Source organism: Vibrio sp. 1-2 (7-a), from assembly GCF_013048515.1.
GTDB classification, from domain to species: Bacteria; Pseudomonadota; Gammaproteobacteria; order Enterobacterales; family Vibrionaceae; genus Vibrio; species Vibrio diabolicus.
In genome coordinates this window covers 519,313-539,865 of record NZ_VHSQ01000001.1, presented here as the reverse complement: position 1 = coordinate 539,865, position 20,553 = coordinate 519,313, and the positions used below count along the sequence as shown (strand labels likewise).

Below are 20,553 nucleotides of genomic sequence, written 5' to 3'. Positions count from 1 at the left end.
AATCTAATTGAATAGATTCTTTATCAAACCATCGACTGCTTCTTTGGTTTTTTCGTCTTTGATCTTGTCCGTTAGCTTCTCTACGCCACGATCGATTTCTTTCTGAGCTTTCTGCTTCAGAACATCATCGAATACGAGCTTGAATTTAGGATCCGCCCACTTACCAGACACATTGATTGGAATCGTGATATCTTTCAGCTCATCTATATCTTTGCCGCCTTGGCCTTCTAGGCTACCTACGACTGATGTGCTGATAGTAAAGTTAACAGTTTCATTGATGTAGTTTGCGGTGCCTTTACCACGAACACGGAGCAATGGAGACTGAGCTTGCATATTATCCGTTGATACGACACCTTTATTGAGCTTCAATGTCGCCGTCATCGCACTAAAATCTGTTTTCTTAACTTCATTAGTGCCTTCGACTTTTTGCCCTTTAAATTTCGCGTAGTTTTCACGAATCAATTGAGCAACGTTGATGCCATTTACCGCACCGTCAGCAAAATTGATAACAACCGTACCAGAAAGATTCTTCTTGATACCGGTAGGCGTTAGACTCTTACCGGTAACATTCACATCAATGTTACCCGTCCCTTCAAGCTTGTCGTTATCAGCGACATCAATAAGTAACGGTTGAACTTTCACGCCTTTGATTGACTTTTTCACACTGTAAGTCGCTGGTGACTTGCGTGCATCTAACTTCGCTGTCGCTGAGATTGTGCCTTGGTACAGCTTCGAACTAAATGAAGTAAGCTCAAATACGCCACGATTTACAGTGAAGCTCGTTTTTACCGCTTCCATCTTCGCATTTGCCGCTTTGAATTTGTCGATGGTAATGTCACCCTTTACATCTAACGTTTTCAACGCAGACAAATCAGGCTCAACCTCAGACCCAGCTGGAGCACTCTCGCCACCAGAAGCAGGCTTATTACCTTCGGAATCTTGCTGATCTAATCCTAAGAATTCATCAAGATCGATATTTGGGCTGTGGAGAGCAAATCGTACTTTAGGAATATCGCCAAGTGTCACATCTGCCTTACCATCTAAGGCGATAGCATTCGCTGTTAACTTCTCTAGGACAAAACTCAGGTGGTTTTTCGTTAGGTCGAAAGACAGATCAGACACCATGTCGACTTTCATCGGTGACTGAGGTAAAGCATCACCCTCAAAAGTCGATTTAAGAGTTAACTTATCCAACTGCACTTTGCTGATAGCCTTGTCCACGATAAGTTGACCAGCCCCCTGCATATCTAACTTCATACCACCAGCGTCGCCTTTCATGGCATAAGTCAGGTTATTTACTTTATCGAATTCAAACGAATCTAAACCGATCGTTGCCGATTCAATCTTATTGGCAGGGTCAGAGTATGTCGCATCAAAGTTGATGTTCTTTAGCGCGTAGTTTGTCAAACCTTTTTCTAGCTTAAAGTCGGCCTGACCTTTCGCTGTGAACTTTTGGTCATTCATTTCGCCCTTCACGCCAAAATCAGCCGTTGTCCAGTTGTCAAAAGCGAATTCGGAAAGGTTTAATGAGATATCATAAAGTTTGGTGTAACTACCGGCTTGCTTATCCTGCATTTCTAATGAGCCATTAGAAACCGTAACACCAGCAAGATTAATGCTCCAATCAGAGCCAGAAGGCTGCGTTTCACCATTTTGCGTAGGCGCAGTATCGCTCGCTTGCTCTGCTTGTTGTGTTTGGGCTTTCGTCAATGCATCAATATTCTTGCTGCCATCTTTCTTGGTTTCGATATAGAACTCAGCCCCATCAAGCGTGACATTTCCAATTTCAAGTTGTTGACTAAAAAGTGGCATGACAGAGATGTCTACACCAACGGTATCAACTTTGAATAAATTGGGCTTACTAAAGCCTTGTGGGTTTCGCAATTCTGTATATCCCAACTCAAAGCCGATCGATGGGAAAAATTGCCAACTGATATCCCCTTCAATCACCAATTCTAATCCCGTTTGCTTTTGCGCTTGCTCAACAATAATGGGCTTAAACTGGTTAGGATTGACGAAGATGGTTAACGCTAAAATTGCGACCAAAATGACCACAATAGGTATTGCTAGAATTAAGAGCAGTTTCTTCATTTGTTTTTCCTTGCTCGAGTGTTTTTACAATTATAAGCGCAGACTCAATTTACCGCTGACAGTTCCACAAAAGCGTGAAAAATGTCTGGTTTTAACCTGCAACTGACTAATTTAAAAACAAAAAAAGAAGTGGCACTTAAGGTGCCACTTCTTCTCTCAAAAATAAAGCGATATAGCCGTCTAAAGACTTAAGCTTTCAAAAGTCTTGCAATGTGAGCTTTTAATACATCGATTGCGATACGGTTTTTACCACCGCGAGGAACAATAATGTCCGCATATTGCTTAGAAGGTTCGATAAACTGCATGAACATCGGACGTACTGTTTGTTGGTACTGCTTGAGAACAGATTCCATAGTTCGGCCTCGTTCTTCCACGTCACGCTTAACACGACGAAGCAAACAAATATCTAACGGTGTATCCATAAATACTGTCGCGTGCATCAAATCACGAAGACGAGGGTCAGTAAGAAGAAGGATGCCTTCTAGAATGATCACCTTTTTAGGCGTCATTGTGGTCGTGTTACTTGTTCTTGTGTGCTCAGTGTAGCTGTACTCAGGTACTTCTACTGCTTCACCACGTACCAATTTTTCAAGGTGCTCACACAGTAGGTCGTGGTCCAACGCACTCGGGTGATCGTAGTTCGTCTTTACTCGCTCTTCCATGCTTAGGTGGCTTTGGTCGTTGTAGTAGCAATCTTCCGTGATGACACCGATTTGATGATCGCCTACTTTCGCGCGAAGCTCATTATAAATAGTGCTCGCGATCAGACTTTTTCCAGAAGCAGAAGCGCCAGCAATACCTACGATGACGCATTGATTATTATCAGACATTAGTTTGCACCCGATGATGATTTCTAGTCACATAAAAAGATAAACTGCCTGATTATAGGGAGTTCACCCCATAGTTACTAGCTGGAATTAGGGTTTAGTCATAAGTTTCTGCCTGCTCAGAGGATTAACCTCCGAGCAAACGTTAAAATGTGCAATTATCAACCAACAGGCATAGTAAACTTACTTCACCATTGTAAAGCTAATCGCATCTGGTTTTGCTTTGCCTTGCCAAAACATCGTGCTACATACGCGATCGGCAAGCTGCTTGTAATACCCTGCATGCTCACTTTCTGGACGCCTTGCTACTGTTGGCACGCCAGCGTCAATATCTTCTCGCATAGAAATATGAAGCGGAATTTGTCCTAGCAGTGCCAAGCCAAACTCTTGCGACATTTTTTCTGCACCACCCATGCCAAAAATATGCTCTTTCGCGCCACATTGGCTACAAATGTGATAACTCATGTTTTCCACAACACCAATAACCGGGACATGGACTTTGTTAAACATTGCCGCTCCCTTCCTTGCATCGGCAAGGGCTAGGTCTTGCGGTGTAGTGACTAACACACTACCTGTTACCGGAATCTGTTGTGACAACGTCAACTGTATATCACCCGTGCCTGGCGGCATATCAATCACCAAATAATCTAAATCTGGCCAGTCTGTCTCCGTTAATAACTGCGACAACGCTTTTGAAGCCATTGGCCCGCGCCATATTGCCGCTTCTGATTTGTCCACTAGATAGCCGATAGAATGAGTATAGATGCCGTGAGCAAAAATGGGCTCCATCCACTTGCCATCACGAACTTCTGGTTTTGCATCTTCTTGCCCCAACATCATAGGTACAGACGGGCCATAAATATCCGCATCCAACAATCCCACTTTCGCCCCAGATTGAGCAATCGCCAACGCTAAGTTAACCGCAGTCGTTGATTTACCGACCCCACCTTTCGCAGAACTAACGGCAATGATGTTCTTAACACCTTTAACCGGATTGGCCACTTGAGTTTCTAATGCTTTAACTCCAAGGCGAATATTGAATGGGAATTCAGCCACTTTATCTGCGGTTTGTTGCTGTTTAATCCAGTCATGCAATATGGTTTGAAGCTCATTACTTGCGAATGGCAACGTTATCTCAACAGAACCTTGTGCCGTAATCGAAATTGCGCCATGAATATCTGCCCAATTTTCCACCAACTGTGGATGCTGGAATTGGTTAAACCAGTGACAAAAATCTTGTTTTGAAGTGAACTGATGCATAAGTCCTCCTTTTAGATGTCATGCTAACACCGTCCTGCCTCAACCAGAACCCCAAAAAAACTAAGGCATTCCGCAGTTTGACACCTTGGAGTTAGTGAGTTCATGGGGTAGTATTATCCATCAAAATTTATTTATACCTATCAAGAAAAGCGAATATTAAGTATGGCAAACGATCCAAGAAACTTTCCGTCAAGGAAAATGCTGGTAACTTGTGCCCTTCCGTACGCTAACGGTTCGATCCACCTTGGTCATATGCTTGAGCATATCCAAGCGGACATTTGGGTTCGTTACCAACGCCTACGCGGCAACACTGTAAACTTCATCTGTGCTGACGATGCTCACGGCACGCCAATCATGCTTAAAGCGCAACAGATGGGTATTACTCCTGAAGAAATGATTGCCGCAGTTAGCGAAGAGCACCAGAAAGACTTTGCTGGCTTTGATATCAGCTTTGATAACTACCACAGCACACACTCAGATGAGAACCGTGAGCTAGCGTCACACATTTATCTTGAGCTGAAGAAAAACGGCTTTATCTCTAGCCGCACTATCTCTCAGCTGTTCGACCCAGAAAAAGAGATGTTCCTACCGGACCGTTTCGTAAAAGGTACGTGTCCAAAATGTAAGTCAGAAGACCAGTACGGTGACAACTGTGACAACTGTGGCGAGACTTACAGCCCAACAGAACTGATCAATCCTAAATCTGCGGTTTCTGGTGCGACGCCAGTAATGAAAGATTCTGAGCACTTCTTCTTCGACCTGCCTCAGTTTGAAAGCATGCTAAAAGAGTGGACTCGCTCTGGCTCGCTACAAGCTGAAACCGCGAACAAGATGCAAGAATGGTTCGAATCTGGTTTGCAGCAATGGGATATCTCACGTGATGCGCCATACTTTGGCTTCGAAATCCCAGGAGAGAAGAACAAATTCTTCTACGTATGGCTAGACGCACCTATCGGCTACATGGGCTCTTTCAAAAACCTATGTGACAAGCGCGACGATCTAGATTTCGACGAGTACTGGAAAAAAGACAGCTCAGCAGAGCTGTACCACTTCATCGGTAAAGACATCGTTTACTTCCACAGCCTATTTTGGCCAGCAATGCTAGAAGGTTCTGGCTTCCGCAAGCCTAACAACGTATTCGTACACGGTTACGTAACCGTAAACGGCGCGAAAATGTCGAAGTCTAAAGGTACCTTCGTCAAGGCGAGCACTTACCTAGAGCACCTAGACCCTGAGTGTCTGCGTTACTACTACGCGGCGAAGCTAAACAGCCGTATCGACGATCTAGATCTTAACCTTGAAGACTTCACTCAGCGCGTAAACGCTGATGTTGTTAACAAGATCGTTAACCTCGCATCGCGTAATGCAGGCTTCATCGCGAAACGTTTTGAAGGTAAACTGTCTGACAACTTTGCAGAGCCTGAGCTTTACAACGAATTTGTTGCTGCGGCTGACCGTATCGCTGAGCTTTACGAAACACGTGAATTTGGTCGTGCAATCCGTGAAATCACTGCACTGGCAGACAAAGCTAACCAATACGTTGATGAAAAAGCACCGTGGGTTGTAGCAAAAGAAGAAGGCAAAGATCAGGAGCTACAAGACATCTGTTCTGTCGGTATCAACCTGTTCCGTGTACTGATGACTTACCTGAAACCAGTGATGCCTGCACTTGCTGCACGTACTGAAGCATTCCTAAACCAAGAGCTGACTTGGGAAAACATCGCTGCGCCACTAACAGGCCACGAGATCACTAAGTTCAAAGCACTGTTCAACCGTATCGATCCGAAGAATGTTGAAGCGATGATCGAAGCATCTAAAGAAGATGCGGCGGCAGAAATGGCGGCGAAAGAGAAAGCAGAAGCGGAAAAGAACAAGGCTAGCCAAACTGAGCTAGACAAAGAGCCAATCGCTGAAGAGATTGAGTTCGACGCTTTTGCAGCAGTAGATATGCGTATCGCTCGTATCATCTCTTGTGAAGAAGTGCCAAAAGCAAACAAACTGCTTAAGTTCCAACTGGACATCGGTGGTGAAACTCGTCAAGTGTTCTCTGGCATCAAGTCAGCGTACAAACCTGAAGAGCTAGAAGGCAAACTAACGGTAATGGTAGCAAACCTAAAACCTCGTAAGATGAAGTTTGGTATGTCAGAAGGCATGATCCTAGCAGCGGGCCCTGGTGGCAGCGACTTATGGATTCTTGAGCCACACGAAGGCGCTCAACCTGGCATGCGCGTAATGTAAGTTGTAGCTTTACGATCAAATTTAAAAAGTCCTCGCCAGTTCAGCGGGGACTTTTTTTGACTGAATTCACACTTTTGGTGAGTTTGCGCACCAAACTTGTACAGCACCTTTCCCACCACAAGCCTAACTTACTGTTTTAATGGAAGTTAATTAGTGGCATCAAAACTGCAATCTTCCTTGCTAGGTCCAAACACTAACAAGGAGTTGGTTATGTTTGTTTTGATTTCCACATTATTATCTATCGCTATTTTAGCCGGAATATATCACTTATCTTCTAAACGAGAGCAGCAACACGCGCGTAAATATCAGCTGTTAACATTATTGAGAGATGTTGTTCATCTGCTGAGACGCCATCGAGCCGCGACGCACTACTCACTTCAATTTCAACAAAATAACGAACAAGAATTAGAAGTCCTTCATAACGATCTCACCAACAAACTGCATCTTTTGGTCGAAACCTCACGCTTTGAAAATAAACCCATGTATCGCGTGCTGCAGATCAAAGTAGGAAAACTGCTTGAACAATGGAACGATCACAGTGTTGCAAGGAACCAGATGGAGCATGGTAAGTTAATTCGTCATTGCTTGTTCTTGATGGATGAAGTCACGATTGCTTGGTTAGCGGTAGAACAACGAGATGATCTACATAATGAGTACCACATGAACTGGCAAAACATCATGGATAGCTTAGAAACCCTGACTCAATTGAGAATTAGCATTCAAGACTTGGGAGAGCAAGGGGGGAATGAGCGTTTCAAAAATTACGCATCGGTTATGACACGTAAGCTAAATCAATTAGCAGTTATCGCTCCGCTTAGTATCGTTTCTCCTGCTTCCACACGCTCAATACAGACATTAAATAACTATGTGACAGGAAGTCATGTCGATTTAACAGAAGCAGAGCTTTATGGAGTCACATCAGACTTATCATTGACCATCTTCAATACTTACGACCACGTACTTTCAGACATCGTTGAAGCATTGTATCTACCGTTGCCCAAACTCTCTGTAGCAAGATAAGCTCTATACAGTGCCGTGCCAATTGTCACAACAGGAACGTAACTGGTATTTATGGGTAAAAACAAAAAACCGCAGACCTTAGGTTCTGCGGTTTTTAATTCATCTAACTTCTCAGCGCTTAGCTGTCATCTTCTGTGAAGTTCGTTGGTAATTGCTTTTTCATCTCGTTCCAGATTAGCGCACTTTCCATACCATAGTGACGAATCACAACTGGCAGTTGTTCGCGCTGACCACTTTCACAAGTTTCTAGCAACTGATGGTAAAACTTCAGCGCTAGCTCACGGGAAGCTGGGTTTGAGAAGTAATAGCTACCAACGCGATCATAGAGCTTCTTCAAGCCATTAAAAATCAAACCGTAAATCTGATTCCCTGAATGGAATGCTAGGCGTTGGAACAACATGTAGTCGTAAAAGTTGAACGTTTTAGCAATCAAGATTTCTTGACGCTTCCCTTCATCTTTCTCGTTGTCTTCTTTCACGTTCTGTAAGACTTTCTCAGCATAAGGTGAAGAAGCGATGAAATCGTCCCAAGAAGCAGCATTCATTAAAGCTTCACAAGATTCAATTACATTCTTGATCGTGCGCTCAGAGTTCTCTTTATTTGCTTTAAATGCATAACGCATAAAGATAGGGCTGATGTTGGTACGTGCTGCAAGCAAATCTTCTACAATGTTTGTTGCGTTATCTACGTCCAACGTCATCAACGTATCCAAAATATGCAGACCAGAGGTCTCCATAAATTGGTTTACCTTCGTTGGTTTACCGTGTTGGATTGTTAACCAACCATCACGGGCTAGTCGTTGAAGAACCTCTCGTAAAGTCGTTCGAGTAACACCAATTAGCTCAGACAGCTCGCGTTCAGCAGGTAAAATAGAGCCAGGAGGAAAACGGCCGTTCCAAATGCTCTCGATAATATATTTTTCTGCGAATCCCGCAGGGCTTTTCGCCTTTATGACCATTCTACTTTTTATCCAATATTGATTTCTGAGGGTCGATACTACTCATCATACCACTACTTAACGGTTTGAGAAAATTTACGATCAATAATTGAAACGATTCCACAATATAGAGTTAATACTCTATATGTTATGTCAATCTAGGACGGTCTGACGTGCGAGTGAAAGCGGTAAAATCTGAATTTTCGTTTAATTAAACAGCTCACAAATTGCGGAGAAATAAAGACTACTGCGTCACAATTTTATATTCAAAATATGAAAAATTACTTTGTATATCACAGTTAATATTCTTTCTTAATTTGCCTTTTCTCGTCACTGACCGTCATTTAAAATCCAAGAGGATTTTTTTGAGCCTTTCATGATATAGTAACGCCGTTTTGATCGCGTTATTACATTTAAAAAGTCATTTTAGTCGGTAGCATCACGTTTTGTTATTGACTAATAAATGCCTGAGTGTAGAGTTTGCGGTCGAAAGTGAGCGGTGCTTGAGTTCAGGGGAAGTAACTTGGCAAGACTGCAATAAACAAAGGATTGTTGTTTTACTAAGTTATTGTTTTAAAAGACTAGTTAATAAGTCTAACAAACAGATACTTAAGCACTATTGTAGTGTCTATTCATAATTTTGTTATAAAGAGAATTATCATGCCGATATCGCTCGGAAACGCTTTTATCAAGAACTTTCTTGGTAAAGCGCCTGATTGGTACAAAGTTGCCATTATAGCCTTCTTAATAATTAACCCGATTGTATTCTTCCTAATAAACCCATTTGTTGCTGGGTGGTTGCTGGTTGCTGAATTTATTTTCACGCTTGCAATGGCATTAAAATGCTACCCATTACAACCTGGTGGTTTACTTGCTATTGAAGCCATCGCTATCGGCATGACTAGCCCTGCGCAAGTTAAGCACGAGTTGGTGGCAAATATTGAAGTATTACTGCTTCTGGTATTTATGGTTGCGGGTATCTACTTCATGAAGCATTTATTGCTGTTCATTTTTACCAAAATTTTACTTGGTATTCGCTCCAAAACCCTTCTATCACTTGCGTTTTGCTTTGCCGCTGCATTTTTATCTGCGTTTTTGGATGCTTTGACGGTTATCGCCGTTGTTATCAGTGTGGCGATCGGTTTCTACTCTATCTACCACAAAGTGGCGTCAGGTAATCCGATTGGTGACCATGACCACACACAAGATGACACGATCACTGAGCTAACGCGTGATGACTTAGAAAATTACCGCGCCTTTTTACGCTCATTGTTGATGCACGCTGGTGTAGGTACTGCGTTAGGTGGCGTAACCACTATGGTGGGTGAACCTCAGAACTTAATTATTGCAGACCAAGCGGGTTGGTTATTTGGTGAATTCCTAATCCGTATGTCTCCAGTGACGCTACCCGTATTTTTCTGCGGTCTCATCACTTGTGCTCTAGTCGAAAAGCTTAAAGTGTTTGGCTACGGTGCAAAACTTCCTAACAACGTTCGTCAAATCCTCGTTGACTTTGACAATGAAGAGCGCAAAACGCGTACCAATCAAGACGTTGCAAAGCTATGGGTTCAAGGGCTTATTGCTGTTTGGTTGATCGTGGCATTAGCCTTGCATTTGGCTGCGGTAGGCTTAATTGGTCTTTCAGTGATCATCTTAGCGACGGCTTTCACTGGCGTCATTGAAGAGCATTCCATGGGTAAAGCGTTTGAAGAGGCTCTGCCTTTCACTGCACTACTTGCGGTATTTTTCTCGATCGTTGCGGTAATCATCGACCAAGAGTTGTTTAAACCAGTTATCGACGCGGTGCTTGCCGTTGAAGATAAAGGCACTCAGTTAGCTTTGTTCTATGTCGCGAATGGCTTACTATCAATGGTGTCGGATAACGTATTCGTCGGTACGGTTTACATCAATGAAGTAAAAACAGCACTCATTGAGGGTCTCATTACTCGCGAGCAGTTCGACTTACTGGCAGTTGCTATCAACACTGGTACTAACCTACCATCTGTTGCCACGCCAAACGGTCAAGCAGCATTCCTATTCCTACTCACCTCGGCTCTCGCTCCATTAATTCGTCTGTCTTACGGTCGAATGGTTATCATGGCGCTGCCTTACACCATCGTTCTTGCGATTGTCGGGCTAATGGGCATTATGTTCTTCCTAGAGCCTGCAACGGCTTCTTTCTACGATGCAGGCTGGATTTTACCTCATAGTGGTGATCTGACTCCCGTAGTCTCTGGCGGTCACTAAAATTTGAGTTGATTAGGAAACTTATCCACGTTAAAAAGCTCTGAGTATTCAGAGCTTTTTCTATTTCAGACAGGAACAAAAACGTGACTATTTTAAATTCACTTAACCAGTTTTCGAAGGGACGCTTATCGTGGCTGCTGCTTCTGCTATTCGTCGTTTTCTTTGAAGCATGTGCCCTCTATTTTCAGCACGTCATGATGCTTGCACCATGTGTCATGTGTATCTACGAACGAGTCGCGATGATGGGAGTGGGTGTCGCTGCAATCGTTGGTCTTATGGCACCAAATAACCCAGTTTTCCGTTGGCTAGGTTTGATTGGCTGGGGATTAAGCTCTTACAAAGGACTGTTGCTTGCTCAGCAGCACGTTGATTATCAGTTTAACCCATCACCATTCGCGACTTGTGATTTATTCGTAACATTCCCTAGTTGGGCTCCGCTTAATCAGTGGGTTCCTTGGATGTTCGAAGCATACGGCGATTGCTCGAAGATTGTTTGGCAATTCCTCGATTTATCAATGCCACAATGGTTAGTAGTTATTTTCGCTGGCAATTTAATTGCTTTAGCATTAATTGTGATCGCACAATTCTTCCCAGCAAGACGCACTAATCCGATTCGTTAATCCTTCAGAGAAATGATAACGAAAAAAGCCGACCAGATGGTCGGCTTTTTACTGAGTAAACATCGCGGCTATTTAACTTAACCAAGTTAACTCAACCACGTGATTGACCACAACACTGCTTGAACTTTTTGCCGCTCTCACAAGGACAAGGATCATTGCGCCCGATACCTTTGAATGGGTTTAGGCTTTGAGCCTTATTGCCTACCATCAACTCATCCGCGCCTAACGCCACTTCACCAACCATCAAATCAAGCTGGTCGACCAAGTCTGCAAGAGCTGGAGGCGTTTTAATACCGGCGTCGCGCATCTGTTGCTGCGTTGCCGACTCATCGATAGCCAGCATCAAAGTGGTCAGTAATGCTTGTAGCATACGTTGCAATCCATCATTGAGCTCAACGCCTTGCCATTGTTCTTCAATCATTGGCCAAACAGACATAAAGCCTTCGGCAAAATCAGCAAGTTGTTCAGGTTCTTTGCCTGTTAGCTCTAGCACGGAATATTCGTTTCGTTGAATTCGGTTGTGCTGCTTGTGAATTTGCTCTTCTACTGCCGGTTGAATCGCTTTGAATCCTTCACCTAATAGCGGCTCTAACCACTTTTCAGGAGCGAGTGGTTTTGTCGTCAGATTAGCAGCGAGCACTGCGCCTTCGATAAATAGGCAAGATTCATCGATGTGAATTTCGCCTTTCTCAATCAATGTGTATTGCATGACATCTGGTTTCCCATAAATTTGGCGGCATTATACCTCAGAGCATAAAAGCACGTAACCGGGAGTTGCGAGTTTGACTGTATTGAGTGCTTTGAGTCTTTTAATGACAAACTTAGCTGACATCGCTACAATCGCCCTCCTTTTTATCACCAAACTGTATTAGGCAAACTATGCGAGTTGTACTAGGCCCAATGGAAGGCGTTTTAGACCATTTGATGCGCCAAATCCTGACCGAGATAAACGACTATGACCTATGTGTTACGGAATTTGTTCGAGTCATCGACCAGTTATTGCCCGATCATGTATTTCACCGTTTATGCCCGGAGCTGTTGCAAGGTTCTCAAACCGCATCAGGTGTGCCAGTACATGTGCAATTGTTAGGACAAGAACCAAACTGGATGGCTGAGAACGCAATTAAAGCGGCGAGCCTAGGCGCCAGAGGCATCGACATAAATTTTGGTTGCCCAGCCAAAATGGTCAATAAAAGTAAGGGTGGTGCTGCTCTACTTCAGCATCCTGAGCTAATTCACCGTGTGGTTAAAGCTTGTCGAGAAGCTGTTCCAGAGGCTATTCCTGTGACCGCAAAAATTCGTCTTGGCTGGGAAAACCCTGAAGATTGCTTTGAAATTGTTGATGCCATTCAATCTGCTGGTGCAAATGAACTCACCGTTCACGCTCGGACTAAGCAGGGTGGTTACAAAGCGTCTGAGATAAAATGGGATTACATCAACCAAATTCGCGAACGTTTTGATATTCCGCTTATTGCGAATGGCGAAATTTGGAATTATGAAGATGGTCAACGTTGCATTGAAACGACTGGCGTTGACTCTTTGATGGTGTGCCGCGGCGCTTTCAATATCCCTAACTTGGGCAACATGGTAAAACACAACCACCAGCCAATGTCATGGCCCGAGGTGGTTGAGCTACTGATCTACTACTCCAAGTTTGAGATGAAAGGCGACAAAGGCTTGTACTATCCAAACCGTGTAAAACAATGGTTCTCTTACTTACGTCAGGCCTATCCTGAAGCAAAAGATCTATTCAGAGAAATCCGAACGTTTAACAAAGCCGCGCCGATTGTTGAGCATATTCAACGTTATCGTGATGAGTTAAATTCTCAGATTGCATAAAATCTGAGCATTGCAAAGGGCGAACTGCTCGCCCTTTAAGCGCTTAGATCTTCGTAGCAAATCTTATTTTTGCCTGTACTCTTGGCTTGATATAACTTTTCATCCGCCGCTTTAAATAACTCATCAAAGCTTTCCACTCGGTTCTCTTTACTGAACACCACACCGCCAGAGATCGTAAAGCCTTCTTTAGTCACGCGTGTCGAGCGTTCGTCTATGGCTTTTTTTACCCGCTCTAAAATTAGCTTAATGCCTTCCGAGTCTTCGTCGTAAATCGCCAACACAAACTCTTCGCCACCAAATCTTGAGGCGACATCTGTGTGGCGAATATTTTCACGTATACATTTTGCAACTAGCTGAATCGCAGAATCGCCGACATCATGACCATAGGTATCATTGATCTTCTTGAAGTTATCAATATCGAACACTGCTAATGCAACCTGTTTTTTCGTCATCTTATTGCGCCACACGGTTTGCATTCCTCGACGGTTCAACAAGCTCGTCATCGGATCTCTGGCGGCGAGATCTTTAAAATAACGTCGCTCACTATGCATATTCACATAGAACAATACGACTGTGCTCAAAACGTAAATAGAGATCGCAACAATAAGGCTGTATTTTTCGAACACCGCTAGGTTCTTAGCTTCATCCCAAAGGTTGTACTCGTAGTACATGCTGTGATTCGCACTCAATCGATCTAACTCGACTGGTTTGATTCGTGTACTGTTTGAAGGAATGGATTGTAAATTGGAAACCAAATGAAACTTACCAACAAGACCTAACGACGAAGCCATCAACGCATTGACATCAAAATCAATGGACAGCACACCTTGATGCCTCCCTTTTTCGTAAATAGGCACCGTCATACTAATGATTTGACCTTCCATCGAATCCAACATCGGCCCAGGTCCGGCCAAGGTGATGTTCACTTTATCTTGTGCGGTTTTTTGCCAAAATGGGCGCGCTTTTAGCGTTGACCAAAGCTCTCTAGTGAAGTTTTTCGCGTATGTGTCAGGAGACGAAATGACGTAACCACGCTTATCGATGTAATGAATACCAACGATATGGGATTCAATATCGTGCAGAAAAGACAATGACGGTGCAAAACCCGCCTTTTGTTCAGCTAATTGGTTAAGCGTTGAACCTTGCTGACATAAACTTTCATCGCCCACAATCATGTAATCAAGATCAACCGCAGGTAACCCCTCACTGTAGACACTCTCTAGCAACAAGACGTCTATCGGCCAAATATAACAAAGCCCCTTTTTGACTAAAGAATTGTGCTCTTCAGACAATGGGTTAGCGTAATTCGTATAGTTAGTAAAACTATAATCTAAGGCGGTGAGGACTTTAATACCACGGGACATGGCACGATCAATGCGTGCATACTCAGAATCAATATAGCGGTTGAGCGCATCGTAGTAGTTTTTTGTCGTAACAAGCAAAACCACTATACATAATGCGAGAGGGAAAAAGATGACAAATGAGAGACTAAATCGCCTTGAGTTAACCATTGAGTACCATGTATGTGAAAGGTATATCGTCTCTATCAAATAACGCGATTACGCTGTCTTACCAACTGGCAATACATAACGCGCATCGCCAGAAAATCAGATAACCAACAAATGTGTACGTGTTGTAGGAGACTGTTTATATATTAAAGAAGTTTAATCAATATAGAACGTAGTGTCACTTCAGTTGCCACAATTTGAAGCTCTGCGCAGGCATATTGACAGAAAGATGACCCTTATAATTAATAAGTTCGCGTCCATCCAGCAGTGACGAAAGATGGGTAGCCTCCAAACCAAGTTGCCACAGAGGCAAGTCAATTGAACACTCATCGCCACTTAGATTCATCACAACAACGATCGCTTCACTTCCAAGTACGCGCGCATAAGCCAGCACGTTGGTATCGCAATGCAGCCATTGAATACTACCAGACTGTAAAGACTTGTACTGTTTACGTATCGAAATCCATTGCTTGTAAATCGACAGCCATGCTGAGTTTTCAATTTCATTCCAAGGGAAACTGCGACGATTATCTGGGTCCAGCCCTCCCTCTAGTCCGACTTCACTCCCATAGTAAATACAAGGTGTACCGACGTATGTCATGAGCAGAGCAAGTGCGATGTTCATTTTACGCTTATCACCATCAACCAGTGTGATAAAACGAGCAGTATCATGACTATCGAGTTGATTTAGCTGCGATAGCTGATTCGAAAATGGAATTTTTGCTCTGGCTTCGTCCAACCATGCTTTAAACTCCAAACCATCAATGTTGATTGGTTCATACATAATATCTTGCTGCGCGATAAAAGCTCGAACTGGATGAGCAAAACCGTAGTAGTTCATCGCCCCATCCTCTTGATCACCTTGCAGCCACTGTGTTGCTTCAAAAAAGTGCTCACCTAGCACATAGGCATTCGGATTGACTGACTTAGTCGCATGGCGAAACGCTTCAACATAATGAGCATTGTTTTTTGCTCCCTCTCCTTCGCCAAGCATATGAATGACATCAAACCGCCAGCCATCAACCAAGTACGGTGGCTTCAGCCAATACTTGATGACAGACTCTTCACTTTGGTAGATATAGTCACGCACATGTTCATTTTCAAAGTTCAGAACCGGTAAGTTACCAATGCCTTTCCAACCAATGTAGTGGTTGGTTTCGCCTTCGAAAAAGTAGTAATCGCGGAACTTTGACTGCGGATTGCCATACGCCCCTTCTCCTTTTTGTTGGATATCAAACCAAGGATGATGCACTGACGTGTGGTTAAACACCGCGTCTAAGACAATCTTCATATTCTTACCGCGAATCTTCTCACACAGTTCCGCAAACTGAGCATTAGTGCCGAGCATAGGATCAACAGTAAAGTAATCAGTAGTGTCGTATTTGTGGTTACTTGGTGAAGAAAAAATCGGATTGAAGTAAAGCGCTGTTACGCCGAGCTGCTCAAGGTAATCCAACCTCTGCTCTACACCTTTGAGGTCGCCGCCAAAGAATTCACGTGCCCCGGTATTTTGGTGAGAGCCTACCGCTTCTCCCCACGATTTAATGATCGCTTCTGAATCATGCTGAGCATAAGCTTTACGAATGTCAGATTCACTTTTACTAGCAGAAAAACGGTCAGGAAAGATTTGATAGAACACTTGCTCCTGGACCCAGCTTGGTGGTTGATGGTTTACATTCAACTTAAAGTGGAACTCTTTGGGTGGAATACGCTTTTGTACGCCTCGTGCATCGAGCCAGTATTGTTGTCCATCTTTGAGAAGCTTAAACACATAATGTGTTACATCTCGATCTCGATTTGGGCGGAACGATGCTTCCCATAGTAACAATTCCCCAGCAGTTCCTACTTGAGTCATGTCGACCAGACATTCTTCATTGTCCGGCTCAAGACGCACATATACGGAATCAAAATCCAATGTCTCGGTTTTCAGTCTGACTGTGACTTGCTCTTGATTAAAAGCTAAACCATCAATAGTTTGACTATGAAAAATAAATGGCAGGTTCATTATGGGCACTCCTCGTCATCGGATATGCCACTATGTTATTGAAGAATTAGAGACAAGAAATCCTCCTTGCGAGTTGACATATCAGCCAATTTTCCCAAGGAGGATCACACTTAGTAGGCGTAGTGACTTGTCGGATACCGCTTAGTTCAACAAGAGACTGTCATCTGCCAGCTCTTCACCACGCACTTTGGAGAACATATCCAACAAGTCTGGTACTTGCATGTTAGCGCGCTGCTCTCCAGCCACATCAAGCACAATTTCACCTTGGTGAAGCATTACGGTCCTATCGCCACATGCTAATGCGTCTTTCATCGAATGCGTCACCATCATCACGGTTAAATCGAACTCATCGACAATACGTTTAGTTAAGTCGATAACAAACGCCGCCATACGAGGATCAAGCGCAGCCGTGTGTTCATCAAGCAGTAACAACTTACTCTCCGATAACGTCGCCATCACAAGGCTAACGGCTTGTCGTTGTCCACCGGACAGTAAGCCAATGCTATCGCCCAGACGATCTTCTAAGCCAAGCCCTAGGATGCTAATTCGCTCTTGGAACAGCTTGCGACGTTTAGCTGAAAGCGCCAAACCCCAACTGCGTTTTTTACCACGCATGTACGCTAAAGCCATGTTCTCTTCTATCGTTAGCTCTCCACAGGTTCCGGCCAATGGATCTTGAAACACTCGTGCGCATTGCGTCGCACGCTGGGCTACCGTCTGCTTGGTGACGTCTTTGCCATCAATGATCACCTGACCACCTATCATCGGCGTCTCACCTGTTACCGCACCAAGCAACGTCGATTTTCCTGCGCCATTAGAACCAATCACAGTCAGAAACTGATGTTCTGGAACCTCTAAAGAGACACCTTTCAGTGCACGATTTTCCAAAATCGTCCCAGGGTTGAACGTGACCTGAATGTTATTAAGTTCAATCATAACGCCTCCCCAGAACCATTTTTTGATGCCGCTTGTTTAGCATCAGTAACGCGTTGTTTCGCTCTCATGCTCTGTTTTAGCTTTGGAGCAATAAGCGCCACAGCCACCAATACTGCGGTAACCAGGTTGAGGTCTGAAGCTTGTAAACCAAACATGCCAGAGCTCAAAGCGAAAGCCACAGCAAGACGATAAAGTACCGAACCGATGATGACAGCAAATACCGCAACCCAAATTTTTCGCCCGGGAATAAGGGTCTGGCCCAAAATCACAGCAGCCAAACCAACCACAATGGTGCCCACGCCAGAGGTCACATCTGCAAAGCTGTTCGTTTGTGCAAACAACGCGCCTGCGAATCCGACAAAACCGTTGGATAAAGCCAACCCAAAGTAGGTATAAAAACCAGTGCTCGCCCCTTGCGCAGAAACCATACGCGCATTCACGCCCGTGGCTCGTAAACCAAGACCAAAGTCGCTGTTGAGCAAGCGAATCACAAAGAAAGCGGACAAAAGAACTAAGACCCCAACAACCAGAGGACGAATGAACATCGGATCGCCCAAGGCTTCAAACGGCGTGAGAATCGTATCCTCTCCAAGCAACGCCATATTAGGTTTGCCCATAATACGAATATTGATTGAAAATGCCGCGATCATGGTAAGAATGGAAGCTAACAGGTGCAAAATACCACATCGAACAGCCAGAAAAGCGGTTATCCAACCCGTCATACTACCGGCTATCATCGCCATTATTGTCGCAAGCCAAGGATTAATACCTGCGACAATCGCCGTTGCAGCCACCGCCGCTCCCATTGGAAAGCTGCCATCCACACTCAAATCGGGGAAATCGAGAACACGAAATGTAAGATACACACCCAAGGCAACTAGGCCATAAATTAAGCCAATTTCGAGTGCGCCAAAAAAAGCAAATGCAGACATAACTGCTCCTTTCTGCATGTTCAGGCTGACGAATACCAACCTGAACTTAAGACTTCTAACGTATACTCCCATTCTTCTCTAGCAGAATGCTCTACACGAGAAGTCCGGCGAGTATCAATTTTGGGGCAAGCCTCTATCAACAGACGTGACGGCCCTAACCCCAAAAAAGAGCGTTACTTATTGCATGCTTGTCGCACGTTCAACCACAGAACTTGGCAGCTTGATACCGAGCTTAGATGCCGCGCTTTCATTAATTACGAGGTCAGAGCCCGTCGCGACTTTTACATCCAATTTGCCTGGTTCTTGACCATCAAGAATCGCCGCCACGTAATCAGCGGTTTGCACACCAACCTGGTAGTAGTCAAAACCTAAGCCTGCAATTGCTCCTTTTTCGACATATGACGTCGCACCACCAAAGACAGGTTTTTTCGCTTGATTCGCTGCCACAATCATCCCTTCAATCGCACTTGCAACTGTATTGTCTGTTGGGGCGTAAAGAATGTCTGATTTCGCTGCAATCGCTTGAGTCGCAGACTGAACATCAGCACTTTTTAGTGCGGTCGCTTCAACCACTTGTATGCCTTTTGCTTCTGCGCTTTCTTTTAGCAGTTCAACCAAAGTCACGGCATTAGCTTCACCGGGATTAAATACAACCCCGATGCTTTTCACCTGAGGGAGAATTTCTTGGATGAGGTCGACATGCTGAGCAACGGGTGAAAGATCAGACAGGCCAGTTACGTTTTTGCCTGGTTGTTCCATCGACTTAACCAATTTCGCACCGACCGGATCTGTTACCGCAGTAAAGACAACAGGAATAGAGCGCGTTGCCGACACCAAGGCTTGTGCCGAAGGCGTCGCGATACCCACTAACACATCAGGATTTTCGCCGACGTACTGACGGGCAATTTGCACTGCAATCGCAGGGTTACCCTGTGCGGTCTTATAATCAAATTCTAGATTTTTGCCTTCTTCGTAGCCTTTCGCTTTTAAACCATCAAGCAATCCTTGACGCGTCGCGTCTAACGCGGGGTGTTCGACAATTTGTGAAACTGCAACGGTTGCAGTGGCGGCCAGTACATTGGCAGAAGAGAAAATAGCAGTAGCAGATAGAACGGCAGTGGCTAATAAACGTTTCGTTTTCATCATAACTCCTTGATGTGACTTCGTCCTTGTTTCGCGAGCATTCAACATGAATATCGACTCGTGAATTCAAATGTTTGAAGGGGGTAATGTTGTGTTCGTATAACTGTGCACTTCTTGCGCATCTTGTTTTTATTATTACTACTAAGTCTTAGTAAAGAAAAGAAAGATTTAACACTAAAGCAACATTTGTGATCGGGGGACTTCTTCATCCGGAAAGAATCTTTGGTAAACAAAGCTTCGCTCGCTTCATCAACGACCGTCAAAGTAGGTAATAGAGGCAGGATCAAAAATGGAGCGGCTAGTGCACACTCCATTTCAAACAATTTAAATTAGAACCAACGCTCTAGTGACGATTTATCGAGCTGGCGAAACGCTCGGTTCAGTATTATCGCAAGCTCTTTATAACGAGGGCGAGCTTTAACAGGCTCTAGTGCAAAACCTGTTTCCACAATTTTTTGATGCAGCTCCCGATACCAAGATGCCAGAGAAGGCGGCAGTTTCGTGTTGGATCGAGCACCAAGCCACCAAATCCCTTGGAGTGGCAAGCTAATCGCAAACAAGGCGACAACAATAGACTGAGGTAACGCGTGGTAATTGTTGAATGCCATTTGAGTGAGTACGCTGATCGCAGCGACGGCTGGCATGACTTTAATGCCAAAGCGAGTCGCCTTAATGATACGCTGTTCCGGAAATATGGCGCTTAGCTCTTTACGAACCGGCCAGATCTCCATGTAATTCTGGCCATCTTTCAGGCTATGGATCAATCCGACTTTATTACTCATACCGCTCTCTCACTAAAAAATAGTTGAACATTTCAACTGAAGGTACAAAAAATTGATGAAAGTTAATATTCTTTCAAATTTTTTTTGTTATCATTGCTTATTATCGCTATCCTTTGCAGACCCTCAATCTCATTGTTGCTGTTATTTACAATTTAAGCAACTCCGAGA

16 protein-coding genes are annotated in these 20,553 nt (G+C 44.1%); 5 read left to right on the top strand and 11 right to left on the bottom strand.

Annotated features, from left to right (window positions below; translation table 11 throughout):
* Positions 1 to 3: 3 nt before the first annotated feature.
* The 3 genes from FKN08_RS02480 to apbC form a co-directional block, all read right to left on the bottom strand.
* A complete protein-coding gene (locus tag FKN08_RS02480; RefSeq protein ID WP_170891249.1) occupies positions 4 to 2,091 on the bottom strand; it encodes an AsmA family protein in 2,088 nt (695 codons plus the stop codon).
* A gap of 188 nt (positions 2,092 to 2,279) precedes the next feature.
* On the bottom strand, positions 2,280 to 2,921 hold the full coding sequence (udk, locus tag FKN08_RS02475; RefSeq protein WP_005396962.1) for a uridine kinase: 642 nt from the start codon (positions 2,919 to 2,921) through the stop codon (positions 2,280 to 2,282).
* 180 nt (positions 2,922 to 3,101) lie between these two features.
* Positions 3,102 to 4,178 carry an iron-sulfur cluster carrier protein ApbC gene (gene apbC, locus FKN08_RS02470; protein WP_170891247.1) on the bottom strand — a complete coding sequence of 359 codons (1,077 nt, stop codon included), beginning with the start codon at positions 4,176 to 4,178 and terminating at the stop codon, positions 3,102 to 3,104.
* 162 nt (positions 4,179 to 4,340) lie between these two features.
* Between apbC and metG the strand changes: the two genes are divergently transcribed.
* Together metG and FKN08_RS02460 are read left to right on the top strand one after the other, a co-directional pair.
* A complete protein-coding gene (gene metG / locus FKN08_RS02465) occupies positions 4,341 to 6,416 on the top strand; it encodes a methionine--tRNA ligase (RefSeq protein WP_046874415.1) in 2,076 nt (691 codons plus the stop codon).
* A 210-nt stretch (positions 6,417 to 6,626) separates the two neighbouring features.
* Positions 6,627 to 7,436, top strand: a complete 810-nt coding sequence (locus FKN08_RS02460; RefSeq protein WP_046874414.1) for a hypothetical protein — start codon at positions 6,627 to 6,629, stop codon at positions 7,434 to 7,436.
* 118 nt (positions 7,437 to 7,554) lie between these two features.
* Here FKN08_RS02460 and fadR read toward each other — a convergent pair whose 3' ends face one another.
* Positions 7,555 to 8,394 carry a fatty acid metabolism transcriptional regulator FadR gene (gene fadR, locus FKN08_RS02455; RefSeq protein ID WP_170891245.1) on the bottom strand — a complete coding sequence of 280 codons (840 nt, stop codon included), beginning with the start codon at positions 8,392 to 8,394 and terminating at the stop codon, positions 7,555 to 7,557.
* A gap of 639 nt (positions 8,395 to 9,033) precedes the next feature.
* Between fadR and nhaB the strand changes: the two genes are divergently transcribed.
* Together nhaB and dsbB are read left to right on the top strand one after the other, a co-directional pair.
* Positions 9,034 to 10,620 carry a Na(+)/H(+) antiporter NhaB gene (gene nhaB, locus FKN08_RS02450; RefSeq protein WP_005396952.1) on the top strand — a complete coding sequence of 529 codons (1,587 nt, stop codon included), beginning with the start codon at positions 9,034 to 9,036 and terminating at the stop codon, positions 10,618 to 10,620.
* Between the two features lie 83 nt (positions 10,621 to 10,703).
* Entirely contained in the window at positions 10,704 to 11,240 is a 537-nt protein-coding gene (gene dsbB, locus FKN08_RS02445) for a disulfide bond formation protein DsbB (RefSeq protein WP_005396949.1), read from the top strand.
* A gap of 91 nt (positions 11,241 to 11,331) precedes the next feature.
* Here dsbB and FKN08_RS02440 read toward each other — a convergent pair whose 3' ends face one another.
* Positions 11,332 to 11,949, bottom strand: a complete 618-nt coding sequence (locus FKN08_RS02440; protein ID WP_139059461.1) for an SEC-C metal-binding domain-containing protein — start codon at positions 11,947 to 11,949, stop codon at positions 11,332 to 11,334.
* A gap of 170 nt (positions 11,950 to 12,119) precedes the next feature.
* Between FKN08_RS02440 and dusC the strand changes: the two genes are divergently transcribed.
* Complete coding sequence (gene dusC / locus FKN08_RS02435) at positions 12,120 to 13,079, top strand: tRNA dihydrouridine(16) synthase DusC (RefSeq protein WP_047010055.1); 960 nt, start codon at positions 12,120 to 12,122, stop codon at positions 13,077 to 13,079.
* A 35-nt stretch (positions 13,080 to 13,114) separates the two neighbouring features.
* Here the strand turns inward: dusC and FKN08_RS02430 are convergent, their stop codons facing one another.
* The 6 genes from FKN08_RS02430 to yfbV form a co-directional block, all read right to left on the bottom strand.
* Positions 13,115 to 14,590, bottom strand: coding sequence for a GGDEF domain-containing protein (locus tag FKN08_RS02430; protein WP_170891243.1), 1,476 nt, complete (start codon positions 14,588 to 14,590; stop codon positions 13,115 to 13,117).
* A gap of 175 nt (positions 14,591 to 14,765) precedes the next feature.
* Entirely contained in the window at positions 14,766 to 16,592 is a 1,827-nt protein-coding gene (gene malZ, locus FKN08_RS02425; protein WP_170891240.1) for a maltodextrin glucosidase, read from the bottom strand.
* Positions 16,593 to 16,733: 141 nt separating this feature from the next.
* Entirely contained in the window at positions 16,734 to 17,528 is a 795-nt protein-coding gene (locus tag FKN08_RS02420; RefSeq protein ID WP_005396631.1) for an ABC transporter ATP-binding protein, read from the bottom strand.
* On the bottom strand, positions 17,525 to 18,460 hold the full coding sequence (locus FKN08_RS02415; protein ID WP_005396632.1) for an ABC transporter permease: 936 nt from the start codon (positions 18,458 to 18,460) through the stop codon (positions 17,525 to 17,527). The genes FKN08_RS02420 and FKN08_RS02415 overlap by 4 nt, the downstream gene beginning before the upstream one ends.
* Positions 18,461 to 18,637: 177 nt before the next feature.
* Positions 18,638 to 19,603 (bottom strand): ABC transporter substrate-binding protein, encoded by a 966-nt coding sequence (locus FKN08_RS02410; RefSeq protein ID WP_047010059.1) that lies wholly within the window; start codon positions 19,601 to 19,603, stop codon positions 18,638 to 18,640.
* A 329-nt stretch (positions 19,604 to 19,932) separates the two neighbouring features.
* Positions 19,933 to 20,385 (bottom strand): terminus macrodomain insulation protein YfbV, encoded by a 453-nt coding sequence (gene yfbV / locus FKN08_RS02405; protein ID WP_005380809.1) that lies wholly within the window; start codon positions 20,383 to 20,385, stop codon positions 19,933 to 19,935.
* Positions 20,386 to 20,553 lie beyond the last annotated feature (168 nt).